Here is a 17,166-nt window from a genome sequence, read left to right as displayed (position 1 = left end):
ATCACGCTCATGTCGTGCTCGATCAGCAGCACCGAGATGCCCTTCTCGTCACGGACCCGGTAGACGAAGTCGTTGAAGTTCGCCGACTCCTGCGGGTTCATGCCGGCCGTGGGCTCGTCGAGCAGCAGGACCTTGGGCTGCAGCGCCATGGCCCGCGCGATCTCCAGGCGGCGCTGGTCGCCGTAGGAGAGGTTACGGGCGAGCTCGCCGACGGTCTTGCCGATGCCGACGTAGTCGAGCAGCTCGCGCGCGGTCTCGCGGGCCTCGCGCTCCTCGCGACGCTGCCCGGGGGTCCGGATGATCGTCGACAGCACGCCCGCCTTGAGGTGGGAGTGCATGGCGACCATCACGTTCTCCTCGGCCGTCATGAGGCCGAAGAGCCGGATGTTCTGGAAGGTCCGGGCCAGGCCCATCGCCGCGCGCTTGTGCGGCTTGACCGCGGTGATGTCCTTCCCGTCCAGGTAGACCGCGCCCTCGGTGGCCTCGTAGAGGCCGGTGAGCACGTTGAAGAACGTCGTCTTCCCCGCGCCGTTGGGGCCGATGAGGCTGACCACCGACCGCGGCGGGATCGAGAACGACACGTTGTCGACCGCGGTGAGGCCGCCGAAGCGGATCGTGATGCGGTCGGCGAAGAGGACGTTCTCCGCGACCGGGTCGCCCCCGGTGTCGGGGAGCTGCTGGCGGACCGCGCCGTCGACGCCGCTCTCGGCGCTGTCGGGACGGCCGTAGCCGGCGGCGCCGGACGGGTCGCCGGGGCTGTTCGGCGTGCCACCCAGCTGGGTGACGTCGGCCAGGGTCTCGCGGACCCCGGGCGTCTGCTCGCTCACGAGTCCTCCTCCCGCCGCGGGCTGCTGCCCGCCGCATGTCCTGCGCCTGCTCCGGACCCGGCCATGGCCGCGGCCGAGGCGGCGATCTTGGCGTCCCCGCCCGCGTCGGCGTGCTCGACCGCGTCGGTCTCGGCCTCCGCCTCGAGGCTGTCGGCGCCGAGGGACTCGGCCTCCGTCCTCGACGGCATCTTCATGAGCGCCTTCGTCCGGCTCTCGGGGATGAGGCCCTCCCGGCGGAAGAGCATCATCAGCACGAGCAGCAGGCCGAGGATGACGTAGTTGTAGCGCGGCAGGCTCGCCTCGAGGTTGGTGCCGGCGAGCGCGTCGAACTGCACGCCGATCTGCTTGAGCCCGTTGCTGTTCAGCCAGGACAGCAGGAACGCCCCGATGGTGACGCCCCAGACGTTGCCCATGCCGCCGAGCACGACCATCAGGAGCACCAGGACCGACTTCCCGAAGTCGAAGCCGGACGGCGAGACCGCGGTGGTGATCCCGGAGGCGTTCGCCACGCCGCCGATGCCGCCGAAGAAGGCGCCGACCGCGTACGCGAGCAGCTTCACCCGGACCAGCGGGACGCCCATCATGCTGGCGGCCAGCTCGTCCTCGCGCAGCGCGAGCCAGGCCCGGCCGAGGCGCCCCTCGCGGATGCGCAGGGAGACGAAGATGCAGATGCCGACCAGCAGGCCGAGCACGAGGATCTTCCAGACGTTGCCGGCCGCCGAGTTGGTCAGCAGCTTGGGCGCGACGCCCAGTGCCCCCAGCGGGCCGGTGCCGATCGGGTCGATCGGGGAGATGCCGGGGTCCCCGTTGGCGAGGTTGAAGCCCGCGATGTCGCCCGAGTTCCGGAAGAACTGGGTGATCACCTCACCGAAGCCGAGCGTCACCAGCGCGAGGTAGTCGCCGCGGAGCCGCAGCGTCGGGGCGCCGATGATCAGGCCGAGGATCGAGCACAGGACGCCCGCCGCGATGCACACCAGCCAGAAGTTGATGTGCGTGCCCGGCAGGGTCGACTTCACCGGCGAGAGCAGGTGGAAGTCCCACGTCCAGTTGAACGGGAAGGCCATCAGCCACCCGGCGGTGTAGCCGCCGAGCGCCCAGAAGGCGACGTAGCCGAGGTCGAGCAGACCGGCGTAGCCGACCACCACGTTCAGCCCGAGGGCCATGATCGCCCACATGAGGCACTCGTTGATCGTCGCGACCGGCAGCCACGCGAGGACGGGTGCCGAGACCGGCTTCACCAGGCTCGGCAGGATCGACTGGTAGAGGAAGAAGAGGAAGAGGATGACGACCACGTAGCCGATCGGCCACGCGAACCGGCGGAGGGTGCTGGGCCCCTCGGGACGCAGAGCGTGCGTTGCTGCAGCCATGGCTCTACACCTTCTCCGTGGTGGGACGCCCGAAGATGCCCTCGGGCTTGAAGACCATCAGGATGATCAGGATCACGAAGACGACGCTCTGCGACCAGTCGGAGCCGAGCCCGTACGCCGCGCCCTCGTTGAGGGCCTGGATGATCCCGATGGCGAGGCCGCCGACGACCGCCCCGGTGAGGTTCCCGATCCCGCCGAGCACCGCCGCGGTGAACGCGATCAGGCCCAGCTGGGTGCCGGTGTCGTAGTAGGTCTGCGTCTGGCACAGGAAGTAGAGGACGCCGGCCGCACCGGCCAGGGCGCCGCCGAGCCCGAAGACGAACGAGATCGTCCCGTTGACGTTGATCCCCATCAGGCGCGCGCCGTCCTGGTCCTGCGCGACGGCCCGCATGGCCTTGCCCATCTTGGTGCGCGACACGATCCAGGTCATGAGGAGCAGCAGCGGCACGGTCACGGCGAACACCATGACCAGCTTGTAGACGTAGACGCCCTCGACCTGGGGCCCGCCCCACTGGATCGGCCAGTTCTTCTGGGCCGAGCCGTTGACGTACTCCTGCTGGGCGATGCCGCGGAAGATGAAGCTGATGCCGACCGCGGTCATCAGCGGGGCCAGCTTGGGCGCGGACCGGAGCCGGCGGTAGGCCAGGAACTCGGCCGACATGTTGATGAAGCCGCCAGCCGCCATGCAGACGACGAGGGCCAGGAGCAGGGCCAGGATGCTGACGGCGCCGATCTGGGTGACGCCGAGAAGGCTCACCATGAGGCCCGCGGCGATGATCGTGGTCAGCATGAACAGGTCGCCGTGGGCGAAGTTGATTAGCTCCACGATGCCGTAGACCATCGTGTACCCGAGGGCGACGAGGGCGTAGAGCAGGCCGTTCTGCAGGCCCACGAGCAGGGAGCCGAGGAAGCGGTCGGGGTCGGCGACGATGTTCGCGACGAACCAGACGAGGATCAGGGCGACGATGGCGTACCCGAGGACGCGTTCGACCAGGGGTCCGAGCCGGACCTTGGCCTTCCTCTGGGTGCCCCCGACGACGAGCGACGCTGTGGCCACAGGTCAACCTTTCGGAGAGCGGCGCTGCGGTGCGCCGGTGGTGAGCCGGGTCGGAAGACCCTGCGGATGACGGTGGAGAAGGGGGCTGACGAGAAGAACCGCCGGGCCCGGGAGACGTCCCCGGGCCCGGCGGTGGTAGATCAGGAGATGGACTGAGACTTCTCGAAGGTCTCCTTGCCGTCCTTGATGATCTCGATCGTCAGGTCCTTCGCACTGGTGTCACCGGTGGTCGGGTCGATCTTGATCTCCTTGCCCAGCACCGACTGGTCGGCCGGGATCGTGATCCCGGAACCGCCCAGCACCTGCTCGGTCACGCTCTTGCGGGTGCCGTCCGACTTCGCGATGGCGTCGAGGATGACCTGCACCGCCGCCACGCCGTACAGCGGGTAGGAGCCGTCCGGCGCCTTGTTGTACTTGGCCTGGTAGGCCTCGAGCAGCTTGGCGCCCGTGCCGCCGGCCTTGGCCAGCTGGTCCTGCGTCAGACCGGCGAAGGTCAGGTACATGCCCTTCGACTCGTCGAGCTTGAGCAGGTCCGGGTAGCCGGTGAAGCCGTCCGGGCCGAGGAGCTTGACCGGGCCGTCGTTCGGGCCGAGCACCGCGACCTTGTCCTTGACGAGCTGGCCGCCGTTGTTGTCGTAGATGCCGCCGAGGTAGACCATGTCGGCACCCGAGGCCTTGACCGCCTGGTAGAGCGCGGTGTAGTTCGGCTGCTTGGCGTCCCAGTGCGCGGTCCCGACGACCTCGATGCCGTTCTTCTTGGCGTTGTCGGAGAAGGCACGGGCCACGCCGATGCCGTACGTCTGGTTGTCGTCGAGGACGTACGCCTTCTTGACCTTCAGGTCGTTGGCCGCGAACGCCGCCGCACCCACGCCCTGGTAGTCGTCCGTCGTGATCGTGCGGGCGAAGTTCCGGGTGCCCGACGGGTAGTACTTCTCCGGCTCCCCGGTGTCCCAGGTCTTGGTGAGGCCCGGGTTGGTGTTCGCGTGGCTGACCATGAGCATCGGACCGGTGCTGTCCTGGTTCAGCGTCGGCAGCTCGATCTTGGCGCAGCCGGAGTTGTACGTGCCCATGACCGCGACCTCGTTGGTGTTGGCCACGTGGTCGGTCGCGTTCTTGGCGCACGCCGCGTCGTCCCACGCGCCCTTGGCGGCGGTCGAGTCGTCGTACGTCTTCAGCGTGATGTTGTAGTTGCCGGCCTTGCCGCCGACCTGGTCCAGGTAGAGCTGGATCAGGTTGTTGGTCGACTCCGAGGTGGACGCGCTGGCGCCCTGGAGAGGCAGGTCGGTGGAGATGACCAGATCGGTGGGGGCGTCCCCGCCGGTGGTGCCGGTGCCGCTGTCTGAACCGTTGGCGCACGCCGTCAGGGAGAGCGCGGCGATCGCGCCCAGCGCGACGATGCGCGTCAGTGAACGTCCTGGCAAGAGATTTCCTCCTCGTACATGTCGGCCGGCGCACCGTGCGCTGACCGGGTCGTGCTCGTCGTACGGCCACCCGTCCGGTGGTGGAGCCGGCCCGTACGGAGGGCCGACCAGGGGGAAACCGGACGCGTCGTCCTCCCGACGAGGTCGGTGGGAGACGTGGTGCGCTGCCGCAGCCTTACGCAGGGTTATATCCGACGTGTTACCGAAAATGACCACGCCGTTACCGGTCGTTATGACCTTGGGACCGACGTGGCTGATTGTTATGGGACGTCAGACAATATTTCCTGCGTGAGGTGCGGGCAGTGGCGCAACATCCTTGCGCGCGGGGCCCGAACTGTCCAGAGCCGTCGGACCGGCCCTCAGGGAGCGGTCGACACCGTGCAGGCCCGGCGGAACGCCTCGATGCGGGCGCGGATCTCCCGGCCGAGCAGCCACCGGCCGATGGGCTCGGCGACCGGGCGCAGCGGCCGGGGGCGGACGGTGAACGTGTACTTCCAGGTCGCGGTGGTGCCCGCGACGCCGTCGCGGGTCTCCGGGTCGAAGCGCCAGCCGCCGCCGAAGCGGGCGAAGAACCACGGGCCGCGCTCCATGGTCATGCCGACCGACGTGGGGGGTCGGTAGGAGACGTAGCGGCTCACCATGGCGAAGCCGCCGACCGGGCCGACCCGCGACCGGGTGAAGGTGCGGACGTCCTTGCCCGGCCGTTCGGCCCCGATCAGGTGCTGCTCGCGGATGAAGGGGTCCCAGGCCAGGCGCGCCGCACCCGTGGTCTGGCTGACCGCGAAGGCCGCCTCGGGCGGGACGGGGACCCAGACCTGCGCGACGACCTGGGGCACGGGGTGAGGCTAGGACGCGTCGGTGTCGTGCTGGGCCTCGTCGTGGCCCGGGCGCAGCACGTGGCAGGTGACGCGGGCGGTGGCCACGCGCACGCCGGACTCGTGCGAGATGACGACCTCGTACGACGTCACGCGCCGCCCGAGGTGGAGGGCGGTCGCCACCCCCGTCACGCGACCCGCGCGGGCGGGGCGGTGGTGGGTGACGTTCAGGTCGACGCCGACGGCCATGCCGTCCGGCTGGGCGTGCGCGTACGACGCGATCGAGGCCAGCGTCTCGGCCAGGACGCCGGACGCCCCGCCGTGCCACAGCCCGTACGGCTGCGTGTTGCCCTCGACCGGCATGGAGCCGACGGTGCGCTGGGCGGTCAGCTCCGTCACCTCGAGGCCCATCTTGGTGTCGAGCGCGCTGGACGTCGTGGCCCACCACTCGGGCAGGTTGGTCGGGGGTCCCTGGTCGATCACGCGCGCCAGCCTCCCATCCTCGGGCGCCCGGTCCTGTCCGTGGCCACGGATAGAGTCACGACGTGCCGACCGCGACCAAGACGAAGCCCGGCGCCAAGGGGGCGGCAGCAGCCCCGGCGCGGCCCAAGCTCCTGCTGATCGACGGGCACTCGGTGGCCTACCGGGCCTTCTTCGCCCTGCCCGTGGAGAACTTCTCGACCGCGACCGGGCAGCACACCAACGGCGTCTTCGGCTTCACCTCGATGCTGATCAACGTCCTGCGCGACGAGGCCCCCACGCACGTGGGCGTGGCCTTCGACGTCAGCCGCAAGACCTTCCGCAACGAGATCTACAGCGAGTACAAGGCGACGCGGTCGGAGAGCCCGAGCGAGTTCAAGGGGCAGGTCGACCTCGTCAAGGAGGTCCTCAAGGCCCTCAACATCGTCTACGTCGAGGCGCCGGGCTTCGAGGCCGACGACGTCATCGGGACGCTGACCACCCAGGCGCGCGACGCGGGCTGGGACGTGCTGATCTGCACCGGCGACCGGGACGCGTTCCAGCTGGTCAGCGAGGCGGTCACCGTCCTCTACCCCCGCAAGGGCGTCTCGGACCTGGCCCGGATGACGCCCGAGGCGGTGGAGGAGCGCTACCTCATGACCCCGGAGCGCTACCCCGACCTGGCCGCGCTGGTGGGGGAGACGAGCGACAACCTGCCCGGCATCCCCGGCGTCGGCCCCAAGACCGCGGCCAAGTGGCTGGAGCAGTACGGCGACCTCGAGACCCTCGTCGAGCACGCCGGCGAGCTCAAGGGCAAGGCGGCGCTCGCCTTCCAGGAGCGCACCGAGATGGTCCTGCGCAACCGCCAGGTCAACGCGCTCGTGCGCGACCTCGACCTCTCGGTCGGCATCGACCAGCTCGAGCGGCAGCCGTGGAACCGCGAGGCCACCCACACGCTCTTCGACGGGCTCGAGTTCCGGGTGCTGCGCGACCGGCTGCTCGAGGCGCTGCCCAACTCCGACGAGATGGTCGCCGAGGGCGGGTTCGACATGGTGGGCGAGCGGCTCGAGGGGTCGCAGCTCGGGCCGTGGCTGGCCGAGCACACCGGCGACGGGCGCACCGGGCTCGACGTGATCGGGCACTGGGCCTCGGGCAGCGGGGACGTGCGTGCCCTGGCGCTGGCCGCGGCCGACGGTGCGGCGGCCTACGTCGACGTCACCGAGCTGCTGCCCGAGGACGAGCAGGTGCTCGCCCGCTGGCTCGCCGACGCCGAGCGGCCGAAGGCGATGCACGACGCCAAGGGCCCGCTGCTCGCGCTGTGGGCCCGGGGCTGGGAGCTGGCCGGGCTGACCTCGGACACCCAGCTGGCCGCCTACCTCGTGCGCCCCGACCAGCGCACGTTCGACCTGGCCGACCTGACCGTCCGCTACCTCAAGCGCGAGCTGCGGGTCGAGGGCGAGGAGGAGGTCACCGACCCCGACCAGCTGGCCCTCGACTTCGGCGACGACGACTCGGGCGCCAAGGTCGCCGCCGACGCGTCGATGGTCCGGGCGCGGGCCGTCATCGACCTGGCCGACGCGCTCGACACCCAGATCGAGGAGCGCAACGGCACGAGCCTGCTCTACGGCGTCGAGCTGCCGCTGCTGCGCACCCTGGCGCGGATGGAGCGCACCGGCATCGCGGTCGACGTCGACCACCTCCAGACGCTCGAGTCGCAGTTCGACACCACGGTCAGCACGGCCGCCGCGCAGGCGTACGAGGTGCTCGGCAAGCAGATCAACCTCGGCTCGCCCAAGCAGCTGCAGGTCGTGCTGTTCGACGAGCTGGGGATGCCCAAGACCCGGCGGACGAAGTCCGGCTACACCACCGACGCGGAGGCGCTGCAGGCCCTCTACGACAAGACCGAGCACCCGTTCCTGGCCCACCTGCTCGTCCACCGCGACGCCATCCGGCTGCGCCAGACCGTCGACGGCCTGCTCAAGTCCGTCGCCGACGACGGGCGGATCCACACCACGTACGTGCAGACGATCGCGGCGACCGGGCGGCTGTCGAGCACCGACCCCAACCTGCAGAACATCCCGATCCGCACCGAGGAGGGCCGCCGGATCCGCGAGGCGTTCGTCGTCGGGCCCGGCTACGCGTCGCTGATGTCGGCCGACTACAGCCAGATCGAGATGCGGATCATGGCGCACGTCAGCGACGACCAGGCCCTCATCGAGGCCTTCAACTCCGGCATGGACTTCCACACCGTGACGGCCTCGCGGGTCTTCGGCGTCGAGCCGGACGCGGTGACGGGCGCCGAGCGTGCGCGGATCAAGGCGATGAACTACGGCCTCGCGTACGGGCTGAGCGCCTTCGGCCTCAGCCAGCAGCTGCACATCGAGACGTCCGAGGCCAAGGCGCTGATGGACGAGTACTTCGAGCGGTTCGGTGACGTGCGGACCTACCTGCACGGGCTCGTCGCCGACGCCCGCCGCACCGAGTACACCGAGACGATCCTCGGCCGGCGCCGCTACCTGCCCGACCTCATGAGCGACAACCGGCAGCGGCGCGAGATGGCCGAGCGGATGGCGCTCAACGCCCCGATCCAGGGCTCCGCCGCGGACATCATCAAGGTCGCGATGCTGGACGTCGAGCAGGCCCTCGACGCCGCGGGCATGCAGAGCCGGATGCTCCTCCAGGTCCACGACGAGCTCGTGTTCGAGGTCGGGACGGGGGAGCGCGAGGCGCTCGAGAAGCTGGTCCGGACCAAGATGGGCCACGCGGTGGAGCTGAGCGTCCCGCTCGACGTCTCCGTCGGCGTCGGCCGGAGCTGGCACGACGCCGCGCACTGAACCTTCTGTCGCTCTGGCGGCGTTCGCCTGACGTCGTGACCTGGGACCGCGCCCGTGAAGCGCGGCCTCGGCGGGTGGTTGAGTCCGGCGTGCTTCACGACCGCGGTCCCAGGTCACGACGGCGAACGCTGATCGCCATAGCTCCGCCGGCTGGTTCCTCTGTCGCTCTGGCGGCGTTCGCCTGACGTCGTGACCTGGGACCGCGCCCGTGAAGCGCGGCCCCGAGGGCGGTTGAGTCCGGCGTGCTTCACGACCGCGGTCCCAGGTCACGACGGCGAACGCTGATCGCCATAGCTCCGTGAGTCAGCGGTCGATGCGGGTGCGGACGAGCAGGTCGGCGCGGGCGGTGGTCTCGGGGTCGGCGCCGACGGCCTGGAGGAAGTCGGGGCGGTCGAGGGCGTAGAGGACCGCGTCGTCGACGGCGACCACGGTCGCGGTGCGCGGGACGTCGCGGAGCAGCGCGATCTCGCCGAAGCAGTCGCCGGCCCGCATCGTGCTCAGGCGGACGCTGTCGCGCACGGCGTCGAGGCGGCCGGAGGCGATCAGGTAGAAGGTGTCGCCCTCCTGGCCGGCCTCGATCACGTGGGTTCCCGCCGGGACGTCGAGCCGGTGCAGCCGGGTGGCGACGAGCTCCTGCGCCGCGGGCGGCAGGCCGGCGAGCAGCGCCTGGTCCCGGACCAGGCCGAGGAGCGCCGGCGGCGCGAGGGTGCGGTCCAGCCGGCGGAGCGCCGGCCAGCAGGCCAGCGTCGCCGCAGCGACGGGCAGCACCAGGGCGACGAGCCCCCAGCCCGGGCCGAGCGCGCCGACGAGCAGCGGCACGAGCAGCGCGCCCACGGCGATCGCGCCGCGCGTCGCGCTCTGCAGGGCGCCGAACACGAGCCCGAGCGCCTGCGCGGGGACCGTCCGCTGGACCATCGTCAGCAGGTTCACGTCGACGAGCGGGTTGCCCAGGCCGAGGACGAAGAAGGCGAGGACGGCGACCACGGGGTCGGGGACCAGGCCGACGACGAGGGGCGGGACCGTCGACAGGAGCACCCCCGCGCCGAAGTCCGTGGCGAGCGAGCCGCGGCCGGCCCGGCCGAGCGCCACCAGACCCCCGGCGACGGCACCCGCCCCGACGAGGGCGGTGAGGTAGCCGACGCCGGGTGGGCCGAGGTCGACCAGCTGCAGCGCCACCACCACCGTGAACACCGCGCAGGCGCCGGCGACGACCGTCTGCAGGCAGGCCAGGCCCGCGACCAGCCGCAGCCGTGGGTCGGACCAGAGGGTGCCGAAGCCGCTCCACGCCCCGCCGGGGCGACGTGGGGGCGGGGAGCTCGCGGCCGGGAGCCGGCCGGTGCGGCGGACGCCGAGGACCAGCACGGCCGACCAGACGAAGGTGAGGACGTCGAGCGCGACCACGACGGGCACGCTCGTCACCGCGAGGAGCAGCCCGCCGAGCGCCGGGCCCGCGAGCACGGCCACGCTCTCCACCGTGGAGCCGACCCCGTTCGCCGCGGTCAACGCCCGGGGCGAGGAGACGAGGGAGGGGGTCAGCGCCGCCGAGACGGCCCGGTACGGGGCACCCACCAGCCCGACGACCCCCGCGGTCACCAGGACCGGCAGCGGCGGGGCGTCGACCAGGACGAGCAGCGCCACGACGGCGACCAGGGCCGCACGGGCCAGGTCGAGGGCCACCAGCACCGTCGTCCGGGGGAAGCGGTCGACCGCCGCCACGAGGAACGGCAGGGCCAGGGCCTTGAGGGCCAGCTTCGCCGCCACGTACGCGCCCAGGGCGCCGGCCCCGCCCCACGCGAACGCGTACACGGCGAGGGCGGTGGCGTAGGCGCCGTCGCCGACGGTGGAACCGAGGAGCGACAGGTTCAGCCGGCGCAGGTCGCGGTCGGCCCAGACCAGCCGGGCCGACGACCCCGTGGCGGCCGGCGCGGCAGGGACGACGGTCACGTCCTCCTCGCCCGACGGGCGGGTCCCGTCGGTCTGGATGGTCGCACCCCGGGACCCGTCGGCGGGATGGAGCCAGGTCCACACCTCGTGCGGCCGGCGGACGTCAGGCGGGGGAGAGCGGGGCGCACCCGCCGAGCACGGTGCTGGTGAGGAAGGCCGGCCCGAGGGCGGCCCACGCGCCGCCGAAGTAGGTCGGGTGCTCCTGCTGCAGCGTCGCCGCCTGGGCCAGCCGGTCCCGCGCCTGGGCGGCGTCGCCCGACGCGGCGAGCGCGGCGGCCTCGCCGGCCAGGCCCACGACCGAGCGGTCGGCCGTGAGCGGCCGCCCGCCCAGGTCGCGCTCGGCGGCGGAGCCGGGGCTCTGCTCGAGGGGCGTCACGAGCCGGGCGGCGAGCGCCCGGTCCTCCGGCGCGCAGGACTCGGCGAACCGCAGCGGCAGACGGGTGGCGTCGTAGCCGTAGCGGACGCCCTGCCCGCCGCGCCCCGCGGCTCCCGGAACCGGCTCGACCCGGCCGTCGGCGTGCACCTGGGCCCAGTCCGGCGGCAGGGCGACCGAGGTGAGCAGCCGGGTGCTGGCGGCCCGGTCGCCGACCGCGAGGTCGTTCCAGCGCGGGTCGCCCGAGGCCTCGCCGAGGAGGGCGTACGCCACCGGCGACACGTAGCTGGGGTTGACGGCCCAGGGCTCGGTGCCGGCCCAGCTGCCGGCGGTGAGCACGCGGCCGGCCGACGTCTCGACGGTCTCCACGTCCAGGACCCCCTGGCCGACGCGGAGGCCGTCGGCGAGCAGGTCCAGATCGCCGAACGTCTTCCCGGCGAGCACGAGGGCCCGTGCGGCGTCCAGGTCGGCGTCGGCGGCCGAGGCCGGGTCGACCACCGCCCCGTCGGCCCAGCGCCAGCTGAGCGTTCCGTCGGGGCGCTGCAGGTGCTGCTTCGTCCAGCCCCAGACGCGGCCGAAGGTGGCGCGGTCCCCGGAACCGACGGCCACGAGCATCGCGTACGCCTGCCCCTCGCTGACCGTGTCGCCGGCCTGGTCCCGCCGGACGACCCGGCCGTCGGGGTCGACGTACGCGCTCAGGAACGCGGTCGCGGGCCCGGCCAGGTCGGAGGGGAGCGACGTGGCGGACGACCCGCCCGTCCCGCAGCCGGCGAGGGAGGACGCGGCCAGCAGGAGGGCGACCAGCCCGACCGGCGCGCGCAGGCGCCGGGCGCGCCGGGACGCGTTCCTGCGCCGGGTGCCCACACCGTCACCATCGGTCGCGGGCCCGCCGGCGTTACACCCCGCGCGTCTCACGACCGGGCGGGATTGACCCGCCTCGGCGCGCCCAGGTAGTTTGGTGTGTCGCTGTGGCCTGCGTTACCTCGGACGGAGCAGGTCGCGCTCGTACGGAATCAGATGGTGGTCGTCCGGCGTTGTTCCCACAGCGCTGATCAGGCTTCGTTCTGCAGTACGGAGCGGGCCCCAGCGCACCAGAACATCCCTCTTCCACCATCCGGAGCACCTACTACATGACGTCCTCTCTCGAGGCTCCTCCCCAGGTCGCGATCAACGACTTCGAGTCGGACGAGGCCTTCCTCGCCGCCATCGACGCGACCATCAAGTACTTCAACGACGGTGACATCGTCAGCGGCATCGTCGTCAAGGTCGACCGTGACGAGGTCCTCCTCGACATCGGTTACAAGACCGAAGGGGTCATCCCCTCCAAAGAGCTCTCCATCAAGCACGACGTGGACCCGTTCGACGTGGTCAGCGTCGGCGACGAGATCGAGGCCCTCGTCCAGCAGAAGGAGGACAAGGAGGGTCGTCTGATCCTGTCCAAGAAGCGGGCTCAGTACGAGCGCGCCTGGGGCACGATCGAGAAGATCAAGGAAGAGGACGGCGTCGTCACCGGCTCCGTCATCGAGGTCGTCAAGGGTGGCCTCATCATCGACATCGGCCTCCGCGGCTTCCTGCCCGCGTCGCTGGTCGAGATGCGCCGCGTCCGCGACCTGCAGCCGTACGTCGGCATGGAGCTCGAGGCCAAGATCATCGAGCTGGACAAGAACCGCAACAACGTGGTCCTGTCCCGCCGTGCGTGGCTCGAGCAGACGCAGTCCGAGGTTCGCCAGAACTTCCTCACGCAGCTGCAGAAGGGCCAGATCCGCAAGGGTGTCGTGTCCTCGATCGTCAACTTCGGTGCCTTCGTGGACCTGGGTGGCGTCGACGGCCTCGTGCACGTCTCGGAGCTGTCCTGGAAGCACATCGACCACCCGTCCGAGGTCGTCGAGGTGGGCCAGGAGGTCACCGTCGAGGTCCTCGACGTCGACATGGACCGCGAGCGTGTCTCCCTGTCGCTGAAGGCGACCAAGGAAGACCCGTGGCAGGCCTTCGCCCGCACCCACCAGATCGGGCAGATCGTGCCGGGCAAGGTCACCAAGCTGGTGCCCTTCGGTGCGTTCGTCCGCGTCGAGGAGGGCATCGAGGGCCTGGTACACGTGTCCGAGCTCGCCGAGCGTCACGTCGAGATCCCCGAGCAGGTCGTGCAGGTCAACGACAGCGTGCTCGTCAAGATCATCGACATCGACCTCGAGCGTCGCCGGATCTCGCTGTCGCTCAAGCAGGCCAACGAGGGTGTCGACATCACGTCGGACGAGTTCGACCCGACGCTCTACGGCATGACGGCCTCGTACGACGAGCAGGGCAACTACCTGTACCCGGAGGGCTTCGACCCGGAGACGGGCGAGTGGCTCGAGGGCTACGACGAGCAGCGTGCGGCCTGGGAGGCCCAGTACGCCGAGGCGCAGGCGCGCTTCGAGGCTCACAAGAAGCAGGTCGAGGAGGCAGAGCAGGGCGCCAGCGCCGCTGCGGCCCCGTCCACCTACTCCTCGTCGTCGACCACGGCTCCGGCCGCGGGCGACGGCAGCAGCTCCACGCCGTCGGCGCCGGCGGCGCCGGAGGGTTCGCTCGCCTCTGACGAGGCGCTGCAGGCCCTGCGCGAGAAGCTGACCGGGGGCGCCTGACCCACCGGGTAGACCCGCCAGCAGGCCCCGCTCCGACTCGTTCGGAGCGGGGCCTGCTGCTGTTCCGGGACGTCGTGGGCCCGCGCACAGCGCTGCGGACGAGCGACCAATCCGTCGGCCGAGGGGCTCCGAACCCCGGTCGATCGTGCGTGCTGAGCGCTCTCGGGGGAGATCGCGGCGTACCCGTCCGGCTGCCCGCAGCCCCCTGAAGGAGCAACGATGCTCTCTCGCACCACCTCTCCCGCCGCACCCTCCGCTGCCGTGGCCCTGACGTCCGGGCCGGTCATGCCGTCGAGGTCCCAGGTCCTGACCACCTGAGCGACCCCTGCGAGCCGCGCCGGCGGGCTACCCCCGGCCACCGTCGACGCGGCGGGCACGGGCCCTCCCACCTCCTCGGTGGGAGGGCCCGCTCCGTTCCCCGGTGCGGAGGCGGGCCGGCACCGATCCGCCGCCTCCTAGGCTGACGCCGTGACGGGACGCGGACGACGGGTCGGCCTCACCGGCGGCATCGCCTCGGGCAAGAGCACGGTCGCCACCCTCCTGGCGGAGCGGGGGGCGCTCGTCGTCGACGCCGACGTCCTCGCCCGCGAGGTGGTCGAGCCCGGCACGCCCGGCCTCGCGGCCGTCGTCGACCGCTTCGGTCCTGGCGTGCTCACGCCCGACGGGCGGCTGGACCGTGCGGCGCTGGGTCGGCTCGTGTTCTCCGACGACGCCTCGGGCGCGGCCCGGCGGGACCTCGAGGCCGTCGTGCACCCCTCCGTCCGGGCGCGTGCGGCCGAGCTCGAGGCGGCCGCCGACCCCGGGCAGGTGGTCGTGCACGTCATCCCGCTGCTCGTCGAGACGGGGCAGGCCGGCACGTTCGACCTCGTCGTCGTGGTCGACGTGGACGAGGCGGTGCAGCGCGCCCGGCTGCTGGCCCGCGGCGGGCTGGACGAGCGGGAGGCCGACGCGCGGATCGCGGCCCAGGCGTCGCGCGCCGAGCGGCTGGCCGCGGCCGACCTGGTCGTGGACAACGACGGCGACCGCGACGACCTCGTACGACACGTCGACGAGCTCTGGGCGCGAATCAGCCCGTCCTGACTCCGCGGGCTGCCATACTCCCTGCCGAGCCGGTCCCGACGGTGACCGGCGGCACGCCGAGGCCCCGGGGCGGGCCAGGCCGAGGAGGACCTTGATGGAATGTCCGCGCTGCCACGCGCAGATCCCTGGGACCGCGCACTTCTGCCCGGAGTGCGGTGCCGACCGACGCACCGGCGACTGGGCCCGGCGACGCTCCTTCGCGGCGAAGCCCGACGAACCCGTCGCCTCCTTCGCCCTCGTCTCCTCGATCATGCCGCTGGGTGCGGGGCAGCGGCCCCAGACCTACCGGATCGCGCTCACGATCGCGCTGGTCGTAGCCCTGGTCGCCGCCATCTTCGGCGCGATGCCGATCGCGGTGCTCGTCGCCGCCTTCGCCGTCCCGATCGTCTACGTCGTCTACATGTACGACGTGAACCTCTGGGAGGACGAGCCGCTCCCGGTCACCGGGCTGGCGTTCGCCCTGACGGGGGTGCTCGCGCTCGTCTGGACGGTCGTCTGGACGCTCCTGCGCGGCCCGGTCTCCTTCGCGACGCCGTCCTTCGACGGTTCCGGCTCCGCGGCGCCCGCGCTGGGCACGTTCCTCCTGGTCGCCGTCCTCGTGCCCGTGGTGGGGGAGGCGATCCGCCAGCTCGGGCCGGTCCTGCTCGCCCGGCGGCCGCAGTTCGACGACCTGATGGACGGCCTGACCTTCGGCGTCATCAGCGGCGTCGCGTACGCCACCTTCGACACCCTCGTCCGCCACTGGGCGCTGCTGACCGGCGGGCTGCAGGACGCCGACCCCGGCCTCTGGGTGTCGCTGATCTTCCTCGAGGGCTTCGTCAAGCCGCTGCTCATGGGTACGGCGACGGGCCTGGCGTGCGCGGAGTTCTCCGGGCTGGGGCGCGGCTACGACGGCTTCACCCCGCGCTACCTCCGCGCGGTCGTGCTGGCGGTCGCGGCCAACGTGGCCTACCAGGCCGGCACCTACCTCTTCTCGTTCCTCGGCAGCGCGACGCTCGGGGTGCTGCTCAGCATCCTGTGGGGCCTGCTGGTCCTCGCGATCCTCGTCCTCCGCCTCCGGGTGGTGCTGCACACCGGCCTGATGGAGGCCGCTCTCGAGCACGCCGCCCGTACGGCCGGGGTGGGTCCGGAGGGCGAGCTCGCCTTCTGCACCCGGTGCGAGATGCCGCTGCAGCCGGGCGCCGCCTTCTGCGCCGCCTGCGGGACCGCCGTGGCCGCGACGACGAACGTCCACCGCCCGAAGGTCCCGAGCGGCGCGGGTGCCGCCGCCGCACCGCGGGCCGGCGAGGAGACCGTCGCCCTGCCGAGGCCGGCGGGTGGCGCCACCGCGACGGACGACCCGGGCCGAACCGGCCACGACGGGGAGGAGCAGGCATGAGCGAGCCGCAGGGGCCGCGTCCCGGCCAGGGCCAGCCGTCCTACCCGCAGCAGGGCCGCCAGGGCTACCCGCAGCAGGGGAGCCCGCAGGGCTACCCGCAGCAGCCGGGTCAGCAGGGCTACCCGCAGCAGGGCCCGCAGGGGTACCCGCAGCAGGGCGCCCCGCAGGGGTACCCGCAGCAGTCGTACGGACAGCAGCCCGGCTACGCGCCCCAGGGCTACCCGCAGCAGCCGGGCTACCCGCCGCAGGGCTACCAGCCCTCCGGGCCGGCGGGCGGTCCGCCGAAGAAGCGGAGCGGCCTGCTGATCGTCGGCATCGTCGTGGCCGCCGTGGTGGCCCTCGTCGCCATCGGCGGCATCGTCATCGGCCTGAGCGGCGGCACCAAGGACGTCCCGGCCACGACGATCACGCCGACCCCGCAGGCTCCGCCCACCGACGAGCCGTCGTCCGACCCGAGCTCCTCCCCGTCCGCGGAACCGTCGGGCGGCGCCACCCCGGGCGGCGGCGGCAGCGGCTCGGCCGTCGACATCGGCCACGACGTCAGCATCGTCCCGGCCGACGGCTGGGACGTGAAGAAGGAGACGGGTTCCCTCGCCCAGCTGAGCGACGGCAAGAACGTCTACGTCGGCCAGACGACCGAGCTCGACGCCGGTTCCAACCCGGGCCAGGTGTGCACCGCGTGGCACAAGCAGCTCGCGGACGGCGAGGGCGGCGGCAAGTTCGCGGAGCCCAAGACCGCGGACGTGGGCAGCGAGAACCTCCGGGCGGCGACCTGCGCCGCCCAGGTCACGGCCAGCGGCGGCCAGGGCTCGACCGACCTGCTGCTCGTCAGCGTGGTGTCCGTCCGCACCTCCGACGGCGTCACCGTCGTCGGCACGGTCGCCTTCACCAGGTCGGCCGACCAGGACCAGCTGCAGAAGGACTTCACGTCGATGACGAACAGCATGCTGAAGACGCAGGCGGCGGGTTGACTGGTCCTCCTCGCGCCCG

The 17,166-nt window shown here is 72.0% G+C and carries 13 protein-coding genes; 5 read left to right on the top strand and 8 right to left on the bottom strand.

The features are described 5' to 3' along the window. The 6 genes from ABD665_RS07985 to ABD665_RS07960 form a co-directional block, all read right to left on the bottom strand. Positions 1-827, bottom strand: an 827-nt coding sequence (locus ABD665_RS07985) for an ABC transporter ATP-binding protein (protein WP_344741734.1), incomplete at its 3' end; no start/stop codon positions are given. Beyond that, positions 824-2,194: an ABC transporter permease subunit gene (locus ABD665_RS07980; protein WP_204911452.1), complete on the bottom strand. Its 1,371-nt coding sequence runs from the start codon at positions 2,192-2,194 to the stop codon at positions 824-826. The genes ABD665_RS07985 and ABD665_RS07980, both read right to left, overlap by 4 nt. Positions 2,195-2,198: 4 nt before the next feature. Further along, positions 2,199-3,251 (bottom strand): ABC transporter permease subunit, encoded by a 1,053-nt coding sequence (locus ABD665_RS07975; RefSeq protein ID WP_204911453.1) that lies wholly within the window; start codon positions 3,249-3,251, stop codon positions 2,199-2,201. Between the two features lie 140 nt (positions 3,252-3,391). Beyond that, positions 3,392-4,672, bottom strand: a complete 1,281-nt coding sequence (locus ABD665_RS07970) for an ABC transporter substrate-binding protein (RefSeq protein WP_204911454.1) — start codon at positions 4,670-4,672, stop codon at positions 3,392-3,394. A 359-nt stretch (positions 4,673-5,031) separates the two neighbouring features. Continuing rightward, positions 5,032-5,508, bottom strand: a complete 477-nt coding sequence (locus tag ABD665_RS07965; RefSeq protein ID WP_204911455.1) for an SRPBCC family protein — start codon at positions 5,506-5,508, stop codon at positions 5,032-5,034. A 9-nt stretch (positions 5,509-5,517) separates the two neighbouring features. Then, on the bottom strand, positions 5,518-5,970 hold the full coding sequence (locus ABD665_RS07960) for a PaaI family thioesterase (protein ID WP_344741730.1): 453 nt from the start codon (positions 5,968-5,970) through the stop codon (positions 5,518-5,520). A 62-nt stretch (positions 5,971-6,032) separates the two neighbouring features. On the opposite strand from ABD665_RS07960, the gene polA reads away from it, so the two are divergent. Next, positions 6,033-8,780: a DNA polymerase I gene (polA, locus tag ABD665_RS07955; RefSeq protein WP_204911456.1), complete on the top strand. Its 2,748-nt coding sequence runs from the start codon at positions 6,033-6,035 to the stop codon at positions 8,778-8,780. Between the two features lie 303 nt (positions 8,781-9,083). Here the strand turns inward: polA and ABD665_RS07950 are convergent, their stop codons facing one another. Together ABD665_RS07950 and ABD665_RS07945 are read right to left on the bottom strand one after the other, a co-directional pair. Beyond that, entirely contained in the window at positions 9,084-10,724 is a 1,641-nt protein-coding gene (locus ABD665_RS07950) for an MFS transporter (protein ID WP_204911457.1), read from the bottom strand. A gap of 103 nt (positions 10,725-10,827) precedes the next feature. Continuing rightward, a complete protein-coding gene (locus tag ABD665_RS07945) occupies positions 10,828-11,961 on the bottom strand; it encodes a glycosyl hydrolase family 8 (protein ID WP_204911458.1) in 1,134 nt (377 codons plus the stop codon). Positions 11,962-12,227: 266 nt separating this feature from the next. Here ABD665_RS07945 and rpsA point away from each other — a divergent pair, with 266 nt between their 5' ends. From rpsA to ABD665_RS07925, 4 genes are all read left to right on the top strand, one after another. Further along, positions 12,228-13,718 (top strand): 30S ribosomal protein S1, encoded by a 1,491-nt coding sequence (rpsA, locus tag ABD665_RS07940; RefSeq protein ID WP_204911459.1) that lies wholly within the window; start codon positions 12,228-12,230, stop codon positions 13,716-13,718. A 468-nt stretch (positions 13,719-14,186) separates the two neighbouring features. Continuing rightward, complete coding sequence (gene coaE / locus ABD665_RS07935) at positions 14,187-14,798, top strand: dephospho-CoA kinase (RefSeq protein WP_204911460.1); 612 nt, start codon at positions 14,187-14,189, stop codon at positions 14,796-14,798. Positions 14,799-14,892: 94 nt separating this feature from the next. Next, positions 14,893-16,176: a zinc-ribbon domain-containing protein gene (locus tag ABD665_RS07930; RefSeq protein ID WP_204911461.1), complete on the top strand. Its 1,284-nt coding sequence runs from the start codon at positions 14,893-14,895 to the stop codon at positions 16,174-16,176. Then, positions 16,173-17,147 (top strand): hypothetical protein, encoded by a 975-nt coding sequence (locus tag ABD665_RS07925; RefSeq protein ID WP_204911462.1) that lies wholly within the window; start codon positions 16,173-16,175, stop codon positions 17,145-17,147. The genes ABD665_RS07930 and ABD665_RS07925 overlap by 4 nt, the downstream gene beginning before the upstream one ends. The last annotated feature ends 19 nt before the right edge of the window (positions 17,148-17,166 follow it).

Origin of the sequence: Microlunatus spumicola (genome assembly GCF_039536445.1) — a bacterium.
GTDB classification, from domain to species: Bacteria; Actinomycetota; Actinomycetes; order Propionibacteriales; family Propionibacteriaceae; genus Microlunatus; species Microlunatus spumicola.
Note: the sequence above shows the minus strand (reverse complement) of the source record. Positions and strands in the feature narration are given on the sequence as shown.